Below are 14584 nucleotides of genomic sequence, written 5' to 3' on the forward strand. Positions count from 1 at the left end.
CCCGAACCATCCCTGCGCCATCATGGCCTCATGCCTCCACTCGCCGAGACCGCAGGACTCCTCGCCGACCGCACCCGGGCCGCCTTCTGCCAGGCGCTGCTCGACGGCCGCGCCTGGACGGCGGGCGAACTCGCCCGGCACGCGGGGGTGCGGCCCTCGACCGCCAGTGCGCAGCTCTCGCGGCTCATCGCGGGCGGGCTGCTGGCCGAGGAACGCCAGGGCCGGCACCGCTACGTCCGGCTGGCCGGCCCGGAGGCGGCCGCCCTGATCGAAGCCGTCGCCCCGTACGCCCCGGACACCCCGCACCCGCGGAGCCTGCGCGAGTCGGTGCGGCTCAGCGCCGAGGGACGGGCCCGCACCTGCTACGACCATCTGGCGGGGCAACTGGGCGTGGCCCTGGCCGACGCCATGATCGCCCGGGGCCTGGTCGCCACCGACTCGGGGGTCGCGGTCACCGCGGACGGCCGGTCCTGGCTGGCAGACACCCTCGGCTACGAGCGGCCGCCGGGCTCCCGGCGGGCGCTCGTACGGGCGTGCCTGGACTGGACGGAGCGCCGGCCCCATCTCGCCGGAGCGCTGGGCGCGGCTCTGTGCGCCACCGCGCTGGATCAGGGGTGGGTGCGGCGGGTCGGGTCCGGGCGCGCGGTGAAGGTGACGCCGCGGGGGGCCGAGGCGTTCAGGAAACATCTGGGCGCCGAGGTATAGCCGGCAGCACGCCGGCTGCTCACGCCACAGCTCCTCAATCCTCGGCCGCCACCGACGGCAGATACCGCGGCGCCCGCCACGCGTCCAGCCGCCCCTCCACCGCCGCACCCAGCGTCAGCAGCTCGCCGTCCTGCCGGTCGCCGGCCATCAGCAGCAGCCCGACGGGCAGTTCGCCGACGAACCCGGCCGGCACCGACAGCGACGGATACCCCGACACCGCGGCCGGCGTGGACGACGGGATCACGTCGTCGTCGCCGCGCGCGCAGTCCGTGGTCCAGGCGGGCGGGTTGGTGGGCGCGGCGATGGCGTCGAGGCGGCCGGCGGCCATGGTCTCGTCGATGGAGCGCTTCGAGAGGTCGTTCAGCTCGGCGCGCATCGCCCGGTACGCCGGGTCGGTGGGCGGCGGCGCGGCGAGCGCCTCCTCGAACAGCTCCTGGCCGGCGAAGCAGGTCTGCTCCTCCGGGTGCGTACGGTTGAACTCGATCAGCCCGGCGAGGTCCGGCGGGCCCTCGCGGGTGGCGAGATAGGCGCCGATGTCCCGGTGGAACTCGGTCAGCAGCGCCGGGAACTCCAGCTCCCCGAGCCGGTCCTGATACGGCGGCGTCACCTCCACGACCTCCGCGCCCGCGCGCCGCAGCTCCCCGGCGGTCCTGGTCATCAGCGCGTCCACCCCGGGGCCGAGCGCGGGCAGCCGCCACAGGCCGATGCGCTTGCCGCGCAGGGCGCCGGGGCGGGTGAGGGCCGCGTACGACGGGAGGGAGGCCCGTACCGACTCGTCCTCGGCGAGGGCCGCGAGGGTGAGCGCGGTGTCGGTGACGTTGCGGGCCATGGGCCCCGCGGTGTCCTGCTCGGCGGAGATGGGGACCACGCCGTCCCGGCTGACGACGCCGAGGCTCGGCTTGTGCCCGACCACGCCGGTCATCCCGGCCGGGCAGACGATGGAGCCGTCGGTCTCGGTGCCGATGGCGACCTGGGAGAGGGAGGCGGCCAGGGCGGCGGCGGAGCCGGAGGAGGAGCCGCAGGGGTTGCGGTCGAGGACGTACGGGTTGCGGGTCTGCCCGCCGACGGCCGACCAGCCGGAGGTCGGCTTCGCGGCGCGGAAGTTGGCCCACTCGGAGAGGTTCGCCTTGCCGAGGATCACGGCGCCGGCGTCCCGGAGGCGGGTCACGAGCGCGGCGTCATCGGCGGGCGGCGGTCCTGCGAGGGCGAGGGAGCCGGCGGTCGTGGGCAGGTCGCGGGTGTCGATGTTGTCCTTGAGCAGGACGGGGATGCCGTCGAGGGGCCCGCGGGTCTGGCCGCGGCGGTGCCGCGCGTCGCTGGCGGCGGCCTGGCGGAGGGCGGTGGGGTCGGTGCGGAGAACGGAGTCGAGCTTGGGGTCGACGGCGTCGATGCGGCGGAGGTAGGCGCGGGTGAGGGCGGCGGAGGTGAGGGAGCCGCGGTGCATGCGGCGTTGCAGCTCGGGGATGGTGACGGTGTCGAGGTCGACCCCGAGGGCGGCGGGGGTGCTGGGTGGTGGGGCGGCTTCGGCGGCTTGGGCGGTGGCCGACGGGCCGGGCAGGCCGCCGGGCCCGGCGAGGAGGGTTCCGGCGGCGAGGACGGCGACGAGTGTGGCGGTGCTCCTGTTCCCCATGGCCACAGCGCACTACAGCCCTGGGGGGAGCACAAGGGCGCCTGGCGGTATGGGCGGGGGGTGACGGGGGGCGGGTGCGTGGGTGAGGCGACGGGGGCGATCCCGTACGCGCGGAGGACGCACGGCAACGTTCCCGTAAGGACCGGCTGCGCGTACGCGAGGCGGTGCGCACCAGGGCGGCGCAGGCTCAACGGGCCGCGCGGGCGCGGCGATCCGGCGGCGCCTACGCGGCGGTCCCGTACGGCCCGCAGGACGCGGCCCGCCGGAATCGCCGACTCCGTCGGCTGGGCCTACTCCTTGGCCGCCACCGCCGCGACCGCGTCCAGCACGGAGGTGTCGCCCTCGACGAGTTCCAGTGTCAGGCCCACCGTCCGGGGCTCGTCCAGCAGCGCGACCAGCACCGCCGCCACGTCGTCGCGCGGGATCGCCGAACGGCCCGTCTTCGCGGCGAGGTTGACCAGGCCGGTACCGGCGTCGTTGCGCAGCATGCCGGGGCGCAGGATCGTCCAGTCCAGGCCGTCCCGGGCCTGCACGTACTCGTCGGCGGCGGTCTTCGCCCGCAGGTACGCGGAGAACACCGCGTCCCCGCCTGCGGGAGGCTCGCTGCCGGCGCCCATGGACGAGACGACGACGAAGCGCCGCACCCCGGCCGCCACTGCGGCGTCGGCGAAGAGCACGGCGGCACCGCGGTCGACGGTGTCCTTGCGCGCCTCACCGCTGCCGGGTCCCGCACCGGCGGCGAACACCGCGGCGTCGGCGCCTTCGAGGAGCCGGGCGACCTCGTCGGCACCCGCGGACTCCAGGTCGCAGAGGAGGGGTTCGGCACCGGCGGCCCGCAGGTCGTCGGCGTGCTCCGGGCGGCGGATGATCCCCGCGACTTCGTCGCCCCGGGCGGCGAGCAACCGCTCAAGCCGCAGGGCGATCTGGCCGTGTCCTCCAGCGATGACGATGCGCATGGCTCCGACCGTAACGCCTGACCGCCCGAAACGCGCGCCGTGCGGCAGTCGGCGGACCGGTGACCCCCCGTCAACCGTCACCCGTCAGCCGTCACCCGCACTCCCGCCCAAGGGTATGCGCCTCCTCTGACAGCGACGGCCAGCCCGCGGCCGCCCGTCCCCTCCCCACAGCCGTCCCCGCGGCCGCCCGCCCCTCACCTGAAGAGCCGGCCCCTCAGCCCGCCGTACGTCGCAGGCCCTGGCGGGGCAGGTCCAGGTCCGCGGCTCCGGAGTCGCAGTACTCCCGTACCGCGCTCGTACGGGCCACCACCCGCCCGCGATGGATCACGATCCGGCTGTACCCCAGCGACAGGGCACCCGCGACCGAGTCGCCCCGTACCGCCAGCAGCTCCGCCGGAAAGCCCGCCTCCACCCGCACCTCCGGCAGCCCCAGCACCGCGCGCGCCTGCCCGGCCACCGTCGCGTACGCCGCCGCCGGATCGGCCTCGCCCGCCGAGGCGAGGAGGTACGCGGACTGCAGCGGATCCCCGCGCCCCACGGGGTTCGCCGCGTCGCGTACGGCACCGGTCCCCGCCGCGACGCGCACGCCGGCGGCGCGCAGCAGCCGCACGGGGGCGTACGCAAACGGCCGCGCGCCGCGAGCCGGACCGCCGCCGCCCACCCCCCGCACCGCACCGCAGTCCCCCTGCGGCAGACACACCACCGCCACCCCCGCACCCGCCAGCCGCTCGGCCACCCCCGCCGCCGTCTCGTACGGCACCCGCGCCAGCCCGCCGCACGGCCCGACAGCCACCCCGCACCGCAGCTCCCCCGCCACCGCCGCCACCCGGTCGAGCCGTGCGGGATCCGTACCGTCGCAGTGCAGATCGACCGCGCACCCGTGCTCCGCGGCCACCCGCAGCGCCACCTCCGCATAGCCCGCCGGGTCCGGGTCCAGGTCCGGGCAGCCGCCGACCGCCGTCGCGCCCATGGCGACGGCGTCGTGGAGCAGCGCCCGCCCCCCGGCCCCCGCGACACCGGTCAGCACCGGGGCCGCGGCGACCACGGCGACGTCGGCGAGCCCCCGCAGCGCGGCCCTGGCGGCGAGCACGGCGCGGAGGCCGTCGAGCCCGGCGCCGCCGCCGATCCGTACATGTGTGCGCAAGGCGGTGGCGCCGTGCCCGAGTTGGAGGAGCGCGGCCTCGACGGCCCGCCGCTGCACACCGGCACCGCCAGCCCCCGTACCCCCGCCGACCCCCCGGGCACCCGCACCGGCACCAGCACCGGCATCCACACCGATACCGCCCACGCCCCCCACCCCCGTCAACGCCACGTCCAAGTGCGCATGCGCCTCCACCGGCGCCGGCAGCAGCACGTACCCCCCGAGATCCACCCGCGCCCCGCACCCGCCCGCCGGACCCGCCAGGCTCCCCGCCGCCCCCACCGCCAGGATCCGGCCGCCCCCGAGACGTACGTCCACCGTCCGGCCGTCCGCGAGCCGCGCGCCGCACAGCACAGGTGTTCCCTCACTCCCCTGTGCGGACCCGTGCCGGGGCTGCTGCGGGGGATGACTGGTGGGCATGTGACTCCTGCGGGCAGGTCAGGGTAAACATCCACGGTGTGAGCAAAATCGCACAGCCATGATCAGAAGCCATCAGACTGAAGCAATCGGCGCAAACGAGCCTAGGCGGGGCGGACGCGCACGCCGTGGAGGAGGGAAAAGTCGTATCGGCGTGGCAACCGACCGGCCCCACGCACGTGCGCCGCAGGTCCCGCCCACCCGCGGCCCAGCTCCCGCCCACAGGCGCCGCAGGTCCCGCCCACCCGCGGCGCGGGTCCGCCCACAGGCGGTGATCGGCGCGTTCGAGCGGGCGCGATCAAGGGAGGGTTACTGATTTCACCTTCGGCCGCTCAGCGTGTAGTGTCTTCATCGCTCGCCCCAATAGCTCAGTCGGCAGAGCGTCTCCATGGTAAGGAGAAGGTCAACGGTTCGATTCCGTTTTGGGGCTCTGATGCGGTTCGCACCTCGCTATCCTGGGAGGCGCAGAGCATCGCAGCGGTGTAGCTCAGTCGGTAGAGCAAGCGGCTCATAATCGCTGTGTCACCGGTTCAAGTCCGGTCACCGCTACTCACCTCAAGTAGCCGATTGCAGGCTCGGACCTTCGATCGGCTACTCTTTCTGCGTTGAAGAAGTTGTCCGTTCGTCAAGGAGCACTCACGTGGCTGCCACAGACGTCCGCCCGAAGATCACGCTGGCCTGCGTGGAGTGCAAGGAGCGGAACTACATCACCAAGAAGAACCGGCGCAACGACCCGGACCGTCTTGAGATGAAGAAGCACTGTCCTCGCTGCAACGCCCACACGGCGCACCGCGAGACTCGCTGAACGCAGGCCATCGAACCCCTCGTCCCACCCGGGACGAGGGGTTCGCCGCGCTTCACTCCACACCCGGCGCCCGTCTCCCCACCCCCGCCCGCGCGACAGGAGGGTTCATGCCGCTCGATCAGTCCTTCGTGGGCCGGAGTTATCCGCCCACCGCCCCCTACGAGGTGGGCCGGGAGAAGATCCGCGAGTTCGCGGAGGCGGTCGGCGACGCGAACCCCGTGTACACCGACCCGGACGCGGCGAAGGCCCTGGGCCACCCCGACGTGATCGCGCCGCCGACGTTCGTGTTCGCGATCGCGTTCCGGGCGGCGGGACAGGTGATCGAGGACCCGCAGTTGGGGCTGGACTACAGCCGCGTGGTGCACGGTGACCAGAAGTTCGCGTACAGCCGTCCGGTACGGGCCGGGGACCGGCTCTCCGTGACGTCGACGATCGAGTCGATCAGGTCGATGGCCGGGAACGACATCATGGACGTGCGCGGCGAGGTCCGCGACGAGGCGGGCGAGCACGTGGTGACGACGATCATCAAGCTGGTGGCCCGCGCCGCCGAGGAGGGCTGAGGGCCGATGGTGGCGAAGGTGGCGTACGACGCCGTCGAGGCCGGTACGGAGCTGCCGGCGCAGTCGTTCCCGGTGACCCGCGAGACGCTGGTGCGCTACGCGGGCGCGTCCGGGGACTTCAACCCGATCCACTGGAACGAGCGGTTCGCCAAGGAGGTCGGGCTGCCGGACGTGATCGCGCACGGCATGTTCACGATGGCCGAGGCGATCCGGGTGGTCACGGACTGGGTGGGCGACCCGGGCGCGGTGGTGGACTACGGCGTGCGGTTCACCAAGCCCGTGGTGGTGCCGGACGACGGCGTGGGCGCGGTGATCGAGGTGTCGGGCAAGGTCGCGCAGAAGCTGGACGACGAGGCGCGTACGGTCCGGGTGGATCTGACGGCGACGAGCGCCGGGCAGAAGGTGCTGGGGATGTCGCGGGCCGTGGTCAGGCTGGCGTAGCGGACCCGGGGCGGGGCCCGTACGGGAGTGCGTGAGCCCTGAGGTTGACAAGTTAGTGAGTAACCAATAACTTACTTCCCATGGCAAGGATGAGCGCAGAGGAGCGACGCGAGAGCGTCATCCGCGCGGCGATCACGGAGTTCGGCCGGGGCGGCTACCACGGCACGTCCACCGAGTCGATCGCCAAGCGGGTCGGCGTCTCGCAGCCGTACCTCTTCCGCCTCTTCCCCAACAAGCGCGCCATCTTCCTCGCCGCCTCCCTGCGCTGCATCGAGGAGACCGCGGCCGTCCTCCGCGCCGCCGCCGAGGAGGCGCCGGCGGGCACCGAGGAGAAGGCGATGGCCGTGGCGTACCAGCGGCTGATCGAGGACCGCGACCGCCTGATGATGCAGATGCAGATGTACGTCGCGGTGGCCACGGCGGAGTCGGCGGGCGACCACGAGTTCGGCGAGCCGATCCGGGCCGCCTGGTCCGACCAGCTCTACGACTTCGCCCTGCTGACGTTCGGCGGGGACGCCGACACGGCAGCCAGATTCCTCGCGTACGGGATGCTGATCAACACCTTCGTCGCCCTCGGCTACGCGCCGCGGGAACGGGTGTGGGACGGCTTCTGGCCGGACGCCCTGCCGCGCACCTAGCGCACCCAGCCCCACCACACCCGGCCCGTCCGCCGCACACGCATGCCCGCGAAAGTTATTGACTAATAACTAATCCGGAGGGAACCCCATGTCCGCCCCAGTCCGCACCGGCGACCGCCGCCGCCTCGGCCCCACCTTCTGGGCCCTGCTCCTCACCAGCCTCGCCAGCTTCATGGGCGCGCTCGACAACCTCGTCGTCACGACCGCGCTCCCCGCCATCCGCGACGACCTCGGCGGCGGCATGGAGGACCTCGAATGGACGGTCAGCGCGTACACGCTCACCTTCGCCGTCCTCCTCATGCTCGGCGCCTCGCTCGGCGACCGCTTCGGCCGCCGCCGGATGTTCGCCGTCGGCATCGGCATCTTCACCGCCTCCTCGGCCGCCGCCGCGCTCTCCACCGGCATCGACGGCCTGGTCACCGCCCGCGCCGTGCAGGGCGTCGGCGCCGCGCTGCTGATGCCGCTGTCGCTGACCCTGCTCTCCGCCGCCGTACCCGCGGCGCGCCGCGGCATGGCGCTCGGCGTCTGGGGCGCGGTGCAGGGCCTGGCCGTCGCGTCCGGGCCGCTGGTCGGCGGGGCGCTGACCGAGCACATCTCGTGGCACTGGATCTTCTGGCTGAACGTGCCCGTCGGCATCGCCCTCATCCCGCTGGTGCGGCTGAAGCTGACCGAGAGCCACGGCCCGAACGACCGCCTCGACATCCCCGGCACCGTGCTCGCCAGCACCGCGCTCTTCGGCCTCATCTACGCCCTGGTCCGCGGCAACGCCGACGGCTGGACCGCCACCCCCGTCCTCGCCGGGCTGATCGCGGCACCGGTGCTGCTGACCGCCTTCGTCGCGTACGAGCTGCGCGCCGCGAACCCCATGCTGCCCATGCGCCTCTTCCGCAACCGCAGCTTCAGCGCCGTCAACGCGGCGAGCGTGCTGATGTTCGTCGGGATGTTCGGCTCGATCTTCCTGCTCAGCCAGTTCCTCCAGGGCGTCGGCGGCTACTCGCCGCTGGAGGCCGGCCTGCGCATGCTGCCGTGGACCGCGATGCCGCTGATCGTCACCCCGATCGCCGGCGCGCTCTCCGACCGCATCGGCGGCCGGCCGATCATCGCGGCCGGTCTGGCGCTGCAGGCGGTGGGGCTGGTGCTGTGGGCGGTGGCGGTCGAGGTGGGCTTCTCGTACGGGTCGATACTGCCGGCGCTGACGGTGAGCGGCGTGGGCATGGCGATGTACTTCGCACCCTCCGCGAACGTCGTCCTGTCCAGCGTCGCCCCGGAGGAGCAGGGCATCGCGTCGGGCGCGAACAACGCGCTGCGCGAACTGGGCGGCGCGCTGGGCATCGCCCTGCTGGCGGCGGTCTTCTCCGCCCAGGGCGGCTACGAGACGGGCCAGAGCTTCGTCGACGGCCTGACCCCGGCGCTGTGGGTCGGCGCGGCGGGGGTGGGGCTGGGGGCTCTGCTGGCGCTGCTGATCCACAAGCACCGGGGCCCGGGGGCGGCGGGCGCGCCGCTTGCGGCGTCGAAGGAGGACCGTACCCCGGTGGGGGTCTGACCGGGCTCGCGCTCCTGGGGAACCGCCCCGCGCCTCACCGGGCGCGGGGCGGTCCCGTACGCGCTGCGTTTCCCTCCTGGCGGCGGACGGGCCGATAATTGGTACGGAGGGACCGCATCAAAGCGAGTGTCCGGGAGAGGTGCCGATCATGAAGCCCTTGAACCTCCTTTTGAACGTCCTGTGGCTGATCTTCTGCGGGATCTGGATGGCGATCGCCTACACGGTCGCGGCCGTAGTGTGCTTCATCCTGATCATCACGATCCCCTTCGGCGTCGCGTCCCTGCGTATCGCCGGCTACGTACTGTGGCCATTCGGCCGCACGACGGTGGAACGACCTGACGCGGGCACGCCCTCGGTCGTCGGCAACGTGATCTGGGTGATCTTCGCCGGCTGGTGGCTGGCGCTGGGCCACCTGCTCACGAGCATCCCGCTCTTCCTGTCGATCATCGGCATCCCCTTCGGCTGGGCCAACCTGAAGCTGATCCCGATCTCCCTGATGCCCCTGGGCCGCGAGATCGTCTCCACGGACGAACGCTTCGGCTACGCCCCGCGCTGAGCCGGGGAGGGCTCCCCGCGCGTACGCCGTGGGCTCCCCGGCCAGCGAAGGGCCAGGCCGGGGAGGGTGTGTGCGGGGCGAAGGAAACCGGATGCGTCGGGCCGCCCGCTTGTGGTGACCCCCGCTACACACCGCGAAGCCGGAACGCCCCATCCGGCATGAGGGGTGGCGGCTGCTTCCTCTACGGCAGGGCGTTGATGGCTGTCTGCCAGGGGTAGGCGTCCAGGTTTCCGTGTTTCGGTTCGTGTGGGATGAAGCCTTCCTCTCCCAGCAGCACGCTGACGCCGTTGTCCCGTAGGAAGGCCACGCTTCGGTCCAGGGCCGGGTGGGCGGCCTGGGCGCGGTTGAGATACGGGAGTGCTACCAGCGGGAGTTCCAGGCCGATGGCTTCGGTGATCAGGCCGAGGGCGAGGGTGTCGGAGATGCCGAGTGCCCACTTGTTGAGGGTGTTGAAGGTCGCCGGGGCGACGAGGATGGCGTCTGGTGCGGGCAGCGCGTCGGGTTCGTCCGGGTGCTTGTACGCATGGCGCACCGGGTGGCCGGTCAGATCGCGCAGGTCCTCGATGACGTCCGCGTTCCAGCGGTGTGCGGACTGCGTAAGGATGCAGCACACGTCCCAACCCGCCTCCTGCGCGGCGCGGATGCCGGTAGGGAGCCGGCGGGCGGGGGGTGCGGCGCAAGCGATGAGGTACAGCGTCTGAGTCACCCGGGCAGTCCACAGCGTTTCGCGAGCGAGATCAAGCGGCCCTCTGCGTTCCCGACGCCGAGCAGGCGGAGGTTCTCCACGAGTTGCTTGGTACGTGGCCGGCAGGTCACCTCCTCTGCTGCCTCGCGCTCCGCCGCCAGCAGCGTGTCGACCGCCTTCTCACGACGACCGGCCTGCCCGTAGGCAAGCGCGAGATCGGTGAGGAAGTGCGCGCGACGTTCACGCGGCAGGGCGTCGCGGGCCGCGGCGGGGATGGTCTCGGAGACCGCGATGGCGTCTGCGCCCTCGGAGAGCTGCACGTGCGCGGCTACGCGATGCAATGCGACGTTTGTGGGTCCGTACGCAGTCCACAGCCGGTTGTCGTCACGGCCGAGACAGTCCGCGTGTTCGGCGGCCCGGTCGAAGAGTTCGGGGGTGGCGGCGACAGCCGTCGGTGTGTCGTTCGCAATTGCTGCGGCTGCGGCCATGGCCGCCTTCAGATAGAGCATTCCGAGCACGGACAAGCCGTCGTCATCGCGCTGGGGCACCGTACGCTCAAGCCGATCCGCCGCAGCAACGGCGAATGCGGCTGCGGCTGGTGCCTGACCATGGTGGGTCATCGCTTCGGACATTCGTCTGGCGGCCGACCCCACAATGAGCGCGTTCTCTGAACGTTCCGCGGCGGTCACCGCCCGGTGGGCAGCAGTCATCGCGAGTTCGGTATCCCCGTACTTGATTCCGGCAGCTTCGATAAGTTGCAGGGTCATGGACAGCGCCCGGAAGGCGGCGCGCTGATCGTCCCCTTCCAGTTGCGCCGCGGCACGATTCGCCTCGATGAGGAGTTCGGGTACCACTCGTCCGAGCGAAGCGAAGTGCCCCACCTGGAAAGCCGCCCAGCCGTGGGCGACCCGTCGGCGTAGCTCGCCCGGCGCCAGCGGTGGCCGCAGACCCGGATCGGGGCTGCCGGTCAGAACGTCGTAGCGCTGCAACGTGACCCGGATCGTCGCCAGTTCCACCGCGTCGATGCACTCGGCGTTCGGCTCATCGGCGAGCAGCACGTCCATTCGTACCTGAAGAACGTGGGCGGCGGATTCCAGTACGGACAGCCGTGGGTCGGCTTGGCGGGCACCGGACTCCAGGTCCTGCACCCAGCGCCGGGACTGCCCCATCAGGGCGCCGAAATCGGCCTGCGTCAGGCGGCGACGCTCGCGCCAGTAGGCAATGCGCCGCCCGATTCCGCGACCGTCCATCCAGGCTCCCCGGAGTTTCGGCGTCGATGCACGCATTGTGCGTGCCTGCTCACGCTAGTACCCGACCTACGTTCCCAGCAGACCGATAGCACAGACCCCCGCGACCGTGGTGACGGCCCGGGGCGTGGCGAACGCTGACAAGGAGCGTCGACATGGGCAAGCGTGTCACACGGACATTCGGCTTACTGCCGTCCGACCGCCAAAGGGAACATGCGTCTGCCGATACGGCCGAGGGCGAACTCTCGGCAGACGGCGCACCGCGCGCACTCCGCGGGCCCGAGTCCGGTCAGGGAGAGGTGGTGGTGTGGCAGTGGAGGCGGCATCGGAGGTGTGTGGGGCTGGCTCGGGCGCAGTTGCGGAAGGCGTTGGCGGCATGGGGTTTGGGTGAGTTGGAGTTTGCGGCGGTGGCGGTGTTGTCGGAGTTGGTGGCTAACGCCGTCGTGCATGCGCGGGTGTCGCCGGGGCGGGAGATTCGTACGCGGTTTCTGGTGGTGGAGGACGGGGTGCGGATCGAGGTGCACGATGCCAGTGACCAACTGCCGGTGCCGCGGGTGCCGGATGAGTCCGGTGGGTACGGGCTGGCGCTGGTGGCGGAACTGGCGGAGCGGTGGGGGGTGGAGGAGCGGAGTGGGGTTGGGAAGTGCGTGTGGGCGACGGTGACTTGTTCCGGGTTGAATGCGCGTTGAGTGCGGCTTGGTCCCCTCGGTGGCGACTGAGTGTTGCCGTCTTCCCTCCCGCACGCCGAAGCCCGGAGCCTCCTCAATCCAGGCTCCGGGTTTCGGCATTCTCATCACTGTGGTGTCGGCTCGTGGTCCATGAGCACCATCTCCTCCTCCCGCCCCGTCTCCTTCCCCGTGATCGGCGGGACCCGCCGCAGGAGCGTCGCCACCACCGCCGCCGTCGCCACCGCCAGTACCGCGATCACCACCGCCGCCGTGTGCAGGCCCGCCGTGAAGGCGCCGCGGGCCGCTGCCGCCAGGGCCGCGGCGGGGTCCGGGTCGGGCAGGGCCGCGGGGGGCCGGGTCGGGCAGGGCGCGGTCGCCGTGTCCAGGGCCGCGCCGCCCGAATGGCTGCCTCGTGCGGGACCACCTCCACCGAGAACGCCCGGACGAATGCCACCGGGACAGACTCGCGGTAACCCTCCCCGAATACCCACCCAAACCGCCCAGGCGACCCGACTTCTGCCCACCGAGACGCACCCACAGGTGACGACCACCACCCGATGAACCCCGCCGAGACAAACTCGCGGTAACACCCTCTACAAATCAGGGCAAATCACCCCCACGGGCCGACTTTTGCCCATCGGCACGCACTCAAAAGCGGGGTGGCCCGGGGGGAGTCCCTGCGACGCCCCTTCTCCCTTCGCCGACACCCCCCGTACACCGGCACCCCAACGCACCACCGCCCGCCCGGCACCGTACCCCCGCACCCGCCCCGCACAGACACGACGTACCAGCTCAACGCCCCACTGCCCCCCGCGTTGTCAGGCCAGGCGCATACCCTTGGGCGGGTGTGAGGGGAAATGGGTTCCCGGGTTCCCGGGTTCCCGGGTTCCCGGGTTCCCGGGTTCCCGGGTTCCCGGGTTCCCGGGTTCCCGGGTTCCCGGGTTCCCGGGTTCCCGGGTTCCCGGGCAGAGGTTTGGGGAACTAGGCGGAGTTGGCGGGTCCGCTAGCCCCGGGGCTGAGCCCGTCCCCCACCCGTTCGATCCGTAGGCCCGGCCCCGGCACGGCCCGGGCTACCGCCCCGCCCCCATCCGCCAGGCCACAGCCCCCGCCGCCGCCAGCCCTCCCATCGCCAGCACACTGCTCATCACAAACGGGTTCCCGGCCCCCACCCCCGGTGCGAACCCCACCCCCACATACAGCGTGACCCCCGTGGCGCCCCCCAACTGGTCCGCCGCCCGCTGGACGCCCGAGGCGATGCCCGCGTCGGACTCCGTCACCCCGCTCACCGCCGCGTACTGCAGGCCGATGATCCCGAAGCCCAGGCCCGCCGCGATCAGCAGCATCGCCGGGATCATCGCCAGCGGGCCCCCCTCGACGTGGGTCACGACCGCGAGCAGCAGCAACGCCAGCCCCGTCAGCCCGATCCCCGTCAGCGCGCACATCCGCGCCCCCCAGCGGCCCAGCAGCCGGGGCACGAGCACCGACGCCCAGATCAGCGTGAACGCCAGCGGCAGCATCGTCAGGCCCGCCTCCAGCGGGCTGAGGCCCCGGTGCTCCTGCAAGTAGTACGTGAACATCAGGAACGACGTCGACAGTCCCGCGCTCAGCAGCGCCGTCGCCAGGTTCGCCCTCACCCGCGGGCCGTTGCGGAAGAACCCCAGCGGCACCAGCGGGTTCGCCGAGCGGCGTTCCACCGCGGCGAACCCCGCCGCCGCGAGCGCCGCGCCCGCCAGGGACACCGGCGGCAGCCACGACCCCCTCCCGTCGCCCTCCCCCGCCTCCACCACTCCGACCGCGAACAGCAGCGGTGCCGCGGTCAGCAGCAGCGAGCCGGGCAGGTCCATCGGGGTGCGGGCGGGCGGCGGATCTGCCGGTACGAGGAGGAGCGTCGCCACCAGGACGACGACGATGAACGGTACGGACACCAGGAAGATCCACCGCCATCCGAACAACTCCGTGATCACCCCGGAGAGCACGAACCCCAGCACCAGCCCGCAACTCGCCACCGCTCCCCACACACTCAGCGCCCGCGACCGCCGCGGGCCCTCCGGGAACATCAGCACCACCACCGCCATCGCCGCCGGCAGCGCGACCGCCTCGCCCGCGCCCTGGAGCAGCCGGGCCGCCACGAGCCAGGCGAACGACGGCGCCAGCCCCGCCAGCAGCGACGCGAGGCCGAAGAGCGCGGTGCCGGACAGCAGGACGCGGCGACGGCCCAGGACGTCGCCCAGCCGGCCGCCGAGCATGAGCAGCCCGCCGCCGGTGATCGTGTATCCGACGACCACCCAGGTCAGTTGGCGGTCGTCGGCCGCGAAGTCCGCGCCGATCGACGGCAGGGCGATGGTGACCACGGTCACGTCGACCGCGATGAGGAGCTGCAGCGTGGCCATGCAGCACAGCACCAGCCATGCGCGCGCCGGGGACGCGGAGTCCGCGCGCGCGGAAAGAATGCCTGAGAACACCTGGAAGCTCCGTTGCTCGGAAGACGAGTTCCGGGCAGCACAAAGAGGCCGCTCCGGTCGATCGATCACGAAGCGACGGAACTGTACGAGTTTGTCCACGGGGGCCCGCATATAGACGCGAATACGCGTC

Annotated in this window: 15 protein-coding genes and 2 tRNA genes; 10 read left to right on the plus strand and 7 right to left on the minus strand. The window is 72.4% G+C overall.

Going from position 1 to position 14584, the window contains the following annotated elements; genetic code table 11:
• Positions 1 to 30 precede the first annotated feature (30 nt).
• Positions 31 to 705: an ArsR/SmtB family transcription factor gene (locus tag CXR04_RS13910; RefSeq protein ID WP_101422366.1), complete on the plus strand. Its 675-nt coding sequence runs from the start codon at positions 31 to 33 to the stop codon at positions 703 to 705.
• 34 nt (positions 706 to 739) lie between these two features.
• Here CXR04_RS13910 and CXR04_RS13915 read toward each other — a convergent pair whose 3' ends face one another.
• The 3 genes from CXR04_RS13915 to CXR04_RS13925 form a co-directional block, all read right to left on the minus strand.
• On the minus strand, positions 740 to 2335 hold the full coding sequence (locus tag CXR04_RS13915) for an amidase family protein (RefSeq protein WP_101422368.1): 1596 nt from the start codon (positions 2333 to 2335) through the stop codon (positions 740 to 742).
• Positions 2336 to 2625: 290 nt separating this feature from the next.
• Positions 2626 to 3291 carry an SDR family oxidoreductase gene (locus tag CXR04_RS13920; RefSeq protein WP_101422370.1) on the minus strand — a complete coding sequence of 222 codons (666 nt, stop codon included), beginning with the start codon at positions 3289 to 3291 and terminating at the stop codon, positions 2626 to 2628.
• Between the two features lie 214 nt (positions 3292 to 3505).
• The gene (locus CXR04_RS13925; RefSeq protein WP_101422372.1) at positions 3506 to 4852 is read right to left on the minus strand and encodes a hydrolase; all 1347 of its coding nucleotides are present in this window, start codon (positions 4850 to 4852) and stop codon (positions 3506 to 3508) included.
• A gap of 354 nt (positions 4853 to 5206) precedes the next feature.
• Here CXR04_RS13925 and CXR04_RS13930 point away from each other — a divergent pair.
• The 8 genes from CXR04_RS13930 (at position 5207) to CXR04_RS13965 (ending at position 9392) form a co-directional block, all read left to right on the plus strand.
• Positions 5207 to 5279: transfer RNA gene (locus tag CXR04_RS13930), tRNA-Thr, on the plus strand.
• 46 nt (positions 5280 to 5325) lie between these two features.
• A tRNA-Met gene (locus tag CXR04_RS13935) sits at positions 5326 to 5398 on the plus strand.
• A 91-nt stretch (positions 5399 to 5489) separates the two neighbouring features.
• On the plus strand, positions 5490 to 5654 hold the full coding sequence (rpmG, locus tag CXR04_RS13940; protein ID WP_004571794.1) for a 50S ribosomal protein L33: 165 nt from the start codon (positions 5490 to 5492) through the stop codon (positions 5652 to 5654).
• A gap of 107 nt (positions 5655 to 5761) precedes the next feature.
• The gene (locus tag CXR04_RS13945; RefSeq protein ID WP_101422373.1) at positions 5762 to 6214 is read left to right on the plus strand and encodes a MaoC family dehydratase N-terminal domain-containing protein; all 453 of its coding nucleotides are present in this window, start codon (positions 5762 to 5764) and stop codon (positions 6212 to 6214) included.
• Positions 6215 to 6220: 6 nt separating this feature from the next.
• Complete coding sequence (locus tag CXR04_RS13950; protein ID WP_047017514.1) at positions 6221 to 6655, plus strand: MaoC family dehydratase; 435 nt, start codon at positions 6221 to 6223, stop codon at positions 6653 to 6655.
• Positions 6656 to 6744: 89 nt separating this feature from the next.
• Complete coding sequence (locus CXR04_RS13955) at positions 6745 to 7293, plus strand: TetR/AcrR family transcriptional regulator (protein ID WP_101422375.1); 549 nt, start codon at positions 6745 to 6747, stop codon at positions 7291 to 7293.
• 88 nt (positions 7294 to 7381) lie between these two features.
• On the plus strand, positions 7382 to 8836 hold the full coding sequence (locus CXR04_RS13960) for a DHA2 family efflux MFS transporter permease subunit (RefSeq protein WP_101422377.1): 1455 nt from the start codon (positions 7382 to 7384) through the stop codon (positions 8834 to 8836).
• 148 nt (positions 8837 to 8984) lie between these two features.
• The gene (locus CXR04_RS13965; protein WP_101426358.1) at positions 8985 to 9392 is read left to right on the plus strand and encodes a YccF domain-containing protein; all 408 of its coding nucleotides are present in this window, start codon (positions 8985 to 8987) and stop codon (positions 9390 to 9392) included.
• A 181-nt stretch (positions 9393 to 9573) separates the two neighbouring features.
• Here CXR04_RS13965 and CXR04_RS13970 read toward each other — a convergent pair whose 3' ends face one another.
• Positions 9574 to 10098 carry a flavoprotein gene (locus CXR04_RS13970; RefSeq protein WP_101422379.1) on the minus strand — a complete coding sequence of 175 codons (525 nt, stop codon included), beginning with the start codon at positions 10096 to 10098 and terminating at the stop codon, positions 9574 to 9576.
• Complete coding sequence (locus tag CXR04_RS13975; RefSeq protein ID WP_101422381.1) at positions 10095 to 11327, minus strand: helix-turn-helix domain-containing protein; 1233 nt, start codon at positions 11325 to 11327, stop codon at positions 10095 to 10097. The genes CXR04_RS13970 and CXR04_RS13975 overlap by 4 nt, the downstream gene beginning before the upstream one ends.
• Before the next feature lie 152 nt (positions 11328 to 11479).
• Here CXR04_RS13975 and CXR04_RS13980 point away from each other — a divergent pair, with 152 nt between their 5' ends.
• The gene (locus tag CXR04_RS13980) at positions 11480 to 12013 is read left to right on the plus strand and encodes an ATP-binding protein (protein ID WP_107497107.1); all 534 of its coding nucleotides are present in this window, start codon (positions 11480 to 11482) and stop codon (positions 12011 to 12013) included.
• Between the two features lie 104 nt (positions 12014 to 12117).
• On the opposite strand, the gene CXR04_RS35870 is transcribed toward CXR04_RS13980, so the two are convergent.
• Both CXR04_RS35870 and CXR04_RS13990 read right to left on the minus strand, forming a co-directional pair.
• Positions 12118 to 12255 (minus strand): hypothetical protein, encoded by a 138-nt coding sequence (locus CXR04_RS35870; RefSeq protein ID WP_159072317.1) that lies wholly within the window; start codon positions 12253 to 12255, stop codon positions 12118 to 12120.
• Positions 12256 to 13062: 807 nt separating this feature from the next.
• On the minus strand, positions 13063 to 14382 hold the full coding sequence (locus CXR04_RS13990; protein ID WP_101426360.1) for an MFS transporter: 1320 nt from the start codon (positions 14380 to 14382) through the stop codon (positions 13063 to 13065).
• Between the last annotated feature and the right edge of the window lie 202 nt (positions 14383 to 14584).

Source organism: Streptomyces sp. CMB-StM0423 (genome assembly GCF_002847285.1).
In the GTDB taxonomy this organism is placed as follows: domain Bacteria; phylum Actinomycetota; class Actinomycetes; order Streptomycetales; family Streptomycetaceae; genus Streptomyces.

Bases quoted from the DNA above. Each gene is read 5' to 3' on its own strand.
- CXR04_RS13910 (WP_101422366.1), top strand. From the start codon at position 31: ATGCCTCCACTCGCCGAGACCGCAGGACTCCTCGCCGACCGCACCCGG.
- CXR04_RS13915 (WP_101422368.1), bottom strand. From the start codon at position 2,335: ATGGGGAACAGGAGCACCGCCACACTCGTCGCCGTCCTCGCCGCCGGA.
- CXR04_RS13920 (WP_101422370.1), bottom strand. From the start codon at position 3,291: ATGCGCATCGTCATCGCTGGAGGACACGGCCAGATCGCCCTGCGGCTT.
- CXR04_RS13925 (WP_101422372.1), bottom strand. From the start codon at position 4,852: ATGCCCACCAGTCATCCCCCGCAGCAGCCCCGGCACGGGTCCGCACAG.
- CXR04_RS13945 (WP_101422373.1), top strand. From the start codon at position 5,762: ATGCCGCTCGATCAGTCCTTCGTGGGCCGGAGTTATCCGCCCACCGCC.
- CXR04_RS13950 (WP_047017514.1), top strand. From the start codon at position 6,221: ATGGTGGCGAAGGTGGCGTACGACGCCGTCGAGGCCGGTACGGAGCTG.
- CXR04_RS13955 (WP_101422375.1), top strand. From the start codon at position 6,745: ATGAGCGCAGAGGAGCGACGCGAGAGCGTCATCCGCGCGGCGATCACG.
- CXR04_RS13960 (WP_101422377.1), top strand. From the start codon at position 7,382: ATGTCCGCCCCAGTCCGCACCGGCGACCGCCGCCGCCTCGGCCCCACC.
- CXR04_RS13965 (WP_101426358.1), top strand. From the start codon at position 8,985: ATGAAGCCCTTGAACCTCCTTTTGAACGTCCTGTGGCTGATCTTCTGC.
- CXR04_RS13975 (WP_101422381.1), bottom strand. From the start codon at position 11,327: ATGGACGGTCGCGGAATCGGGCGGCGCATTGCCTACTGGCGCGAGCGT.
- CXR04_RS13980 (WP_107497107.1), top strand. From the start codon at position 11,480: ATGGGCAAGCGTGTCACACGGACATTCGGCTTACTGCCGTCCGACCGC.
- CXR04_RS13990 (WP_101426360.1), bottom strand. From the start codon at position 14,382: ATGGCCACGCTGCAGCTCCTCATCGCGGTCGACGTGACCGTGGTCACC.